Source organism: Kitasatospora sp. NPDC002227, from assembly GCF_040296285.1.
Classification (GTDB): Bacteria; Actinomycetota; Actinomycetes; order Streptomycetales; family Streptomycetaceae; genus Kitasatospora.
Window position 1 is genome coordinate 23848 of the sequence record NZ_JBEOWY010000075.1, and the last position, 6948, is coordinate 30795.

5 protein-coding genes are annotated in these 6948 nt (G+C 68.9%); 3 read left to right on the plus strand and 2 right to left on the minus strand.

Annotated elements, in window-relative coordinates:
- From ABT095_RS36670 to ABT095_RS36680, 3 genes are all read left to right on the plus strand, one after another.
- Positions 1 to 1920, plus strand: a complete 1920-nt coding sequence (locus ABT095_RS36670; protein ID WP_350533948.1) for a DNA cytosine methyltransferase — start codon at positions 1 to 3, stop codon at positions 1918 to 1920.
- 57 nt (positions 1921 to 1977) lie between these two features.
- Entirely contained in the window at positions 1978 to 3096 is a 1119-nt protein-coding gene (locus ABT095_RS36675) for a DNA cytosine methyltransferase (RefSeq protein ID WP_350533949.1), read from the plus strand.
- 154 nt (positions 3097 to 3250) lie between these two features.
- Positions 3251 to 4552 carry a restriction endonuclease gene (locus ABT095_RS36680; protein WP_350533950.1) on the plus strand — a complete coding sequence of 434 codons (1302 nt, stop codon included), beginning with the start codon at positions 3251 to 3253 and terminating at the stop codon, positions 4550 to 4552.
- Positions 4553 to 4927: 375 nt separating this feature from the next.
- On the opposite strand, the gene ABT095_RS36685 is transcribed toward ABT095_RS36680, so the two are convergent.
- Positions 4928 to 5395, minus strand: a complete 468-nt coding sequence (locus ABT095_RS36685) for a hypothetical protein (protein ID WP_350533951.1) — start codon at positions 5393 to 5395, stop codon at positions 4928 to 4930.
- Positions 5392 to 6642, minus strand: coding sequence for an IS256 family transposase (locus ABT095_RS36690; RefSeq protein WP_350533952.1), 1251 nt, complete (start codon positions 6640 to 6642; stop codon positions 5392 to 5394). The genes ABT095_RS36685 and ABT095_RS36690 overlap by 4 nt, the downstream gene beginning before the upstream one ends.
- Positions 6643 to 6948 lie beyond the last annotated feature (306 nt).

Below are 6948 nucleotides of genomic sequence, written 5' to 3' on the forward strand. Positions count from 1 at the left end.
ATGAGCTTCCTCTACCCGCGGCTGCTCGCCGAGCAGGCCGCACCGTTGTTCGAGGAATATCGGCGCCTGACGATCGCCGAGCTGACCGGCGCTGCCGCCTTCTCCCACGAGTCGGCGGTCTACGTGGCGACCGGCGGTGACCGGGTCCCCGCCGACCGACTCCGGGAACTTCGTGCCGGTGTCGTCGACCTCGCCAAGAACGCCGGCTTCCCCGACGAATCCGACCGGGCACGAAACGCCGAGTTCGACCTCCGACTCGCCGCGCTGCTGCACGCCGAGACGGGCATGGTGCCCGCCGAGGCCGCCTCCCGGGACGTCTGGGCGTTCCTCGCACTCGTAGTGCTCCCGGACGTCGCCTTCTGGCGCTACCCCCAGCCGCCCAAGGACCGTGTCCTCGGCACGGACCTCACCCGACACGTCTTCGGCCGACTGTGGTGGCGGGCCCAACTCGTACGCTCCTCCGACGACCCGGAACCGTACGGTGCGCTCAAGATCCTCGGCGAGGCCGCCTTCGACCAGATCTACGCACGCCGTGCCGCCCTCGGCGGAAGCCCGCACCTGGTCAGGGCCATCCTGCGGGTCTGGAAGGATCTCGACCTCGCGAAGCTCAACGAGCGGGAGGCCCTCCGTGACTTCCTCAAGAGGCTCCTCCGTCTCGCCCCGTTCGTCCTGTTCGACGGCGTCGAGGAGTGGGCGCTCGACGCCGAGCTTCGAGCCGTGGCAGAGGAGTCGGTGACCGCACTGAAGCAGGCGGGCTCCGGGGAGGAAGGCGAGCCGGAGCCCCTGCCGCACACGGCGTCCGAACCAGCGGTCCTACAGCCCTCGGCGCGTGCGTCGTCCACCGGCGATGACGCGAGCGAGGCTCGGCGTGAGGGCATGCGGCGGTTCACCTCGTTGGAGATCTGCGCGGGAGCCGGTGCCCAGGCCCTCGGCCTCGAGCGCGCCGGGTTCGACCCGGTCATGCTGATCGACCGCAACCCGAAGGCCTGCGCGACCATTCGCCTCAACCGTCCCGGCTGGGACGTGCGGTGCCTCGACATCGTCGACTTCGACCCCTTGAAACACCCTGCGGTGCTGCGCGTGGACCTACTCACCGGGGGGCTGCCCCGGATCAAGTCGGCAGGTGCGGTGCGTCGGACCGATGACACCGAAGCACGCCAGGTGCTCACGGCCGCTCTACGTCTGGTCACCCTTGTCCGACCCAAGGCCCTCCTGTTGGAGAACCTCGCCGACATCGTCGACGGTAGGGATTTCGCCACCGACCGAGCCTGGATCGAGTCCGAGCTCGCCCGGGCCGGCTATCGGTCACACTGGGCGGTCCTCGACGCCGTCGATTTCGGAGTGCCCCAGAACCGGAGAAGCGGATTCCTCGTCGCGCTCCCCGACCCCTACGATCTCGCCTTCTCGTGGCCGCAACCGACCGGTGATCCGGCTCCCACCGTCGGCGAAGTACTCCGAGACTCCATGGCCGCCAACGGGTGGGACGGCGCCGAAACCTGGTCGGCGCGAGCCGACCGCACGGCCCCAGCACTGGTGGGTGGCTCCGAGAACCGGGGCGGGGCGGACCTGGGGCCGACCGGGAGCAAGCGAGCATGGGCTGCGCTGGGGGTCGACGGCAACAGCCTCGCCGACGAGCCTCCCAGCGTCGGTTTCCCGGTGGACGCACACCCCAAGCTCACCGTGCGGCAGGCGGCCACGATCCAGGCGATCCCCGACGACTGGTCCCTGGCCGGCGGCAAGACATCCGAATACCGCCAGGTGGGCCACGCGCTGCCGCCGCCGCTGGCAGAGGCTGTCGGCCGGGCACTCGCCCACGCCCTCGGCGTGGGCGAGGCGGACCCCGACCGGCTCACGCATGTCGGCCACATGGTCCGAGGAGCCGATCCCGCCGGCTACGATAGGGACCGCTCCAGTTCGTGACGTGGGGGGTCGGAGGGAACCCGGCGCGCCCCCTCCTACCATCCTGCAAGGAACCGCGTGTCCACGCCCCTCAAGATCATCGATTTGTTCGCCGGCCCCGGGGGGCTGGACATCGCGGCGAAGGCGTTGGACATCCCCGTTGTCATGGGCATCGAATGGGACGAGGACGCCTGCACCACGCGTAGAGCGGCCGGCCTCCCGACGGAGACCGGAGACGTGCGAAAGTACAACCCGTCGCATTTTCCGGAAGCCAGCGTGCTTGTCGGCGGACCGCCCTGCCAGACCTTCACCGTCGCCGGGAACGGCGAGGGCCGGGCGGCGCTGGAGCAGGTTCTCGAGTTCGCGAAGCGCTACGCCGCGGTACAGCCAGACCGACAGGCCGAGGAGTTCGCCGCGATCCGGGAAGATCTCGGGCAACTCAGCGACGAGCGCACCGGGTTGGTCCTGGAGCCGCTGAGGTGGGCGCTCGAGGCGCTTGCCGGGGGAAAGCCCTACCAGGTGATCGTCCTCGAGCAGGTTCCCGCGGTGCTTCCGGTCTGGCGGGCGTTCGGCGAAATCCTGGAGAGCAAGGGCTACAGGGTGGCCGAACCGGAGGTCCTCCATACCGAGGAGTTCGGGGTTCCCCAGACCCGCCGCCGTGCGATCCTGATCGCCCGTTGGGCGGGTGACGGCGCTCGGTTCCAGACGGATCCGAAGCTCCCCGAGCCGTCCCACCGGCGTTACCGCAAGGGGATCCACCGACACCAGGGGGATTCGTCCCGCCTTCCCTGGGCGACCATGCAGGAGGCCCTGGGTCGCGCGGACTGCTTCGAGGTGGTGTCGAACTACGGCACCGGGGGCGACCCAAAGGCGCGGGGGCGACGACGGCACGACGAGCCTTCGGCGACCGTGACCGGCAAGGCTTCGCGTAACAAGCTGGTCTGGGGAGAGCAGCACCTCGGAACCTTCTCCCTGCCCGAGCTCGGGGTGCTCCAGACATTCAGCCGGGACTATCCGTGGCGACGTCGGAACGGCGACGAGGTCGAGGGCGTCGACGCCCCCGGCGTGCGTAGCGTCATCGCTCAGCAGATCGGCAACGCGGTACCGCCGAGGCTCGGTATGCACGTCCTTGCCGCCGCACTCGGGATCAAGCGCGAGGATCTGGAGTCCGCACTCAAGCTCCAGTTCGACTACTGAGGGTCGATCGTCGTTCTGGCGCGCGGCTCATCCGCTCGAACACTCGATGCGCCTGCCCGCCCGCAGGCTACGGACGCTGTAAGTGAAGCGGCGACCTGTCGGACCCGGGTGGCAGGATCGGCATTGTCCGTGATCGCTTGCTGGAGGGGGAATCGTGGGGCGCGTGCTGGGTATGGGCGAGACGCTTCGGTACACGAGTGCGAAGGACAGCGGGCCGGCGACCGTCGGCGGCTACAGCAACTTCTACTTTGTGACGGAGAGTCCAGGCCAGAAGCGTGCGCTGCTCGAAGCCGGGATCAATCCGATGGCGAAGATCACGGCCGCGGCCGGGGTGCGGCGGCCCGCCGTGATGATCAGGTCCAGTCCCTGGAAGGCCGGTTCGGAGCAGACTCCGTGGCACGACGTGTTCGATCTCGACAACGGGCATGTGCGCTACTTCGGCGACCACAAGTTCGACACTGTGAAGCCGCTCGGAAGTACCACCGGCAATGCAGCCCTGCTCGAGGTGTTCGACGGACATCAGGCTCCGACGGCCGAGGGCCGGGCCGCCGCGCCACCGCTCCTGCTGTTCCGCTCGGTGTCGCGGAACGGAAAGGTCAAGGGGCACGTCGAGTTCTGCGGTGTCGGTCTGATCGAGCGGGCGGAGCGGGTGGTCCAGTGGGCGGGACGGGCCCGCACCACCTTCACCAACTACGTATTCGACCTCGCGGTGATCGATCTCGCCGCAGAGGGAGACAAGCTGGACTGGGAGTGGATCACGGCCCGACGCGTGGCCGGTCGGTCCGACGCCGAGGTGCTGGAGCTGGCCCCCACTGCGTGGCGGGAGTGGGTCAAGCACGGACACTCGGTGCTGCCGCGGGTGCGCCGCCGGGTGGCCCGAAGCAGGGTGATCAAGGTGCGGGACCAGCGTCCGGCGAGCGGCAGCGCGGCGGAGACGGATCTCGAGGCGGTGTATCGGCGCTTCGACGGGGACAAGCACGCGTTCGAGGCCTTGGCGTCCGCGGTTGCAGCCCGGGTGATGCGCGCGTCCGGACACAGTTACACCGAGGGGTGGCTCACCCGACGGTCGGGCGACGGTGGGGCGGACTTCGTGGGCCGGCTGGACCTGGGCAGCGGGCTGGCCGGCACGAAGCTCGTCGTGCTCGGGCAGGCGAAGTGCATCAAGCCCGACAGTCTGGTCTCCGCCGAGCAGATCGCCAGGGTCGTCGCCAGACTCCGTCGCGGGTGGATCGGGGTGTACGTGACCACCGGTGCGTACTCGGAACCGGCTCAGCTCGAGATGGTGGAGGACCAGTACCCAGTGGTCCTCATCAACGGGCAGGACCTGGTGAAGGAGCTCCGCGAGATCGCGCGGGAGGATCACGGGGGCGATCTCTCCGGTTGCGTCGAGCACCTGCTCAACAGCCGTCCACTCGAAGTTCTCAACCGGCGACCGGAAGAGATCTTGCTCGGTTGATCAACCGAGGAGGGTCGGTTCGGCTGACGCCCAGGTCGGCGGCGATGCCCTTGTGGGTTGCCCCGGAGAAAGCTCACCCTGGCCGAGTAGCTGATCGACTGGCTCCGCGGGAACCGAACCTTCCCTGACGCCCCGACAGTGGATGACTGCCCCGACTGCTGACACGACCAGGGCAATTCACGCAGATCCGGTCAGAGCCAGCGTGGAATGCGCGGTCACAGCCCGGAGACGAGCCGCAGAGGGGCTCGCTCGGGTGCGGGGTCCTGCATGCCCTCGTCGTCGCCGACGGTGTCCTCAGCGGTGTGGCGCACCTTGGCCTTGAGCCAACGCCCCGCGTCCTTGGAGCAATAGTCAAGAGTTGTGGGTGAGCTGAGTTCAGCTCTCGCTGGGATGGTCGAGGACGGTCCTGGCAGTGTTGCGGATCCGCTTGGTGCGGCCGGCTTCGGCGAGGAGCTCGATGGCCTCGGTGTTCGTCCCGGCGGCGGTCTTGAGCTGGAGCCAGTTGGATGACGCGAGCAGGTCGTCCGGCTGCCAGGGCAGCTTGAGCGTGACGGCGCGGAAGAGGGACCACTCGCGCAGGCGCTGAGCCAGGAGGGGGTGGTCGATCGTGGCCGGGGTCATCGCCTGCGCCCACCCCTCGTAGGCGGGAGCGGGGCAGAGGCCGGCGGCTCGGCGGTCCAGGTGTCGCAGCACGGCGGACTGGGCCATCGTCTGGTCCGGATCGGTGAGCACGCGGCTGACCAGGTCGAGCTCGTCCGGGTCGGCGACATGCCCCAGCCTGTCGAGGTAGGCCGCGAAGCGGACGTGCTCGTCCGGGTTCTGCAGGATGTCGTGGACGTTCATGCCGCCTGCTCCTCGCGCTCGACCAGGACGCCGTTCTCGAATCGTGCGCCAGCGCGGACCAGGGACACCATGTGGGCTCCGGTGATCGCGCGCCACCGCGCTTGGGCGGACTCGACCAGCTTGAACACCATCGCGAGGGCGGCGGCCGGGCTGCCCGCGCCGCGGGTGACCTTGGTGCGGAGCTTGACCGTGGAGAAGGTGGACTCGATTGGGTTCGTGGTCCGCAGGTGGATCCAGTGCTCCGCCGGGAAGTCGTAGAAGGCCAGCAGCTCGTCGGCGTCGTCGGTGATCTTTGCGACGGCCTTGGGCCACTTGGCGCCGTAGGTGCGAGCGAAGGCCTCGATCGCCTTCGCGGCGTGGGTGCGGTCCTCGGCGTTGTAGATCTCCTGCATCGCCTTCGTCGCGCCGGGCTGCGCGGACTTGGGCAGGCAGTTCGTGACGTTGCGGGCTTTGTGAACCCAGCACCTTTGCGGCCTGGCTCTCGGGAACACCTCGGCGAGCGCCCGCCAAAGGCCCATGGCGCCGTCGCCGATGACCAGCTCGGGGTCGCGCATGCCGCGTCGGCGGCAGTCCCGCAGCAGGTCGGCCCACGACTCGGTGGACTCGCGCAGGCCCTCGGCCAGGGCGATTAGCTCCTTCGTGCCGTCCAGCCGGACCCCGAGCAGGACCAGGACGCACGAGTGGGCCTGGCCGAGCCGGACCTTCGGGTGCACCCCGTCGGCCCAGACGTAGACGAAGTCGCGGTCGGACAGGTCCCGGTTCTGGAAGGCAGCGTGGTCGTCGCTCCACTGCCTGGTCAGCCGTGTCACGGTCGCGGACGAGAGGCCGGCCGTGCCGCCGAGGAACTGCTCCAGCGCCGGGACGAAGTCGCCGGAGGAAAGGCCGTGCAGGTAGAGCAGTGGCAGCACTTCGGAGATCTTCGGGGACTTGCGGCACCACGGCGGAAGGATCTTCGAGGAGAACCGCTTGCGCTCGCCGGTCTCGTCGTCGACGCGGCGGTCGTTCACCCGCGGGGCCTTGACCTCGACCGGTCCGGCCGCGGTGACCACGGTCCTTGCCTTGTGGTGGCCGTTGCGGACCACGAGACGTCGGCCGTACTCGTCGGTCTCGGCCGACAACTCGGCTATGTACTGGTTGACTTCCGCCTCCAGCGCGGCGGCCAGCATCCGGCGGGCGCCTTCCCGCACGATCTCGTCGATCAGGGAGCCGGACTGGGTTGAGCCGTCATCGGTGACTACGCTGAGCACAGGCGTACCTTCCCGACCCGCGCTGCAACGCGGGCCTACTCGGAGACCTTAAGGATCATTCGGGAAGGTACGCCCTCCGCATGCCCTCCCGGAGCCGATCCACAAGTCCTGAGCATTGCTCGCGTCCTTGAGATACGGGCTGGCGGCCATGACGCCGCCAATCACCACAGTGACCATGGCGCCTACTACGAGGCCGACGACCAGGCCATCAGGGTGTGTCCAGCGACTGGTGTATCTCGTGTTGTGTGAGTTACCGGCGGCCGACGGAGAGGCGACCGTCGAAGGCGATGTCGAAGGCCTGGAGAG

Bases quoted from the DNA above. Each gene is read 5' to 3' on its own strand.
- ABT095_RS36670 (WP_350533948.1), top strand. From the start codon at position 1: ATGAGCTTCCTCTACCCGCGGCTGCTCGCCGAGCAGGCCGCACCGTTG.
- ABT095_RS36685 (WP_350533951.1), bottom strand. From the start codon at position 5,395: ATGAACGTCCACGACATCCTGCAGAACCCGGACGAGCACGTCCGCTTC.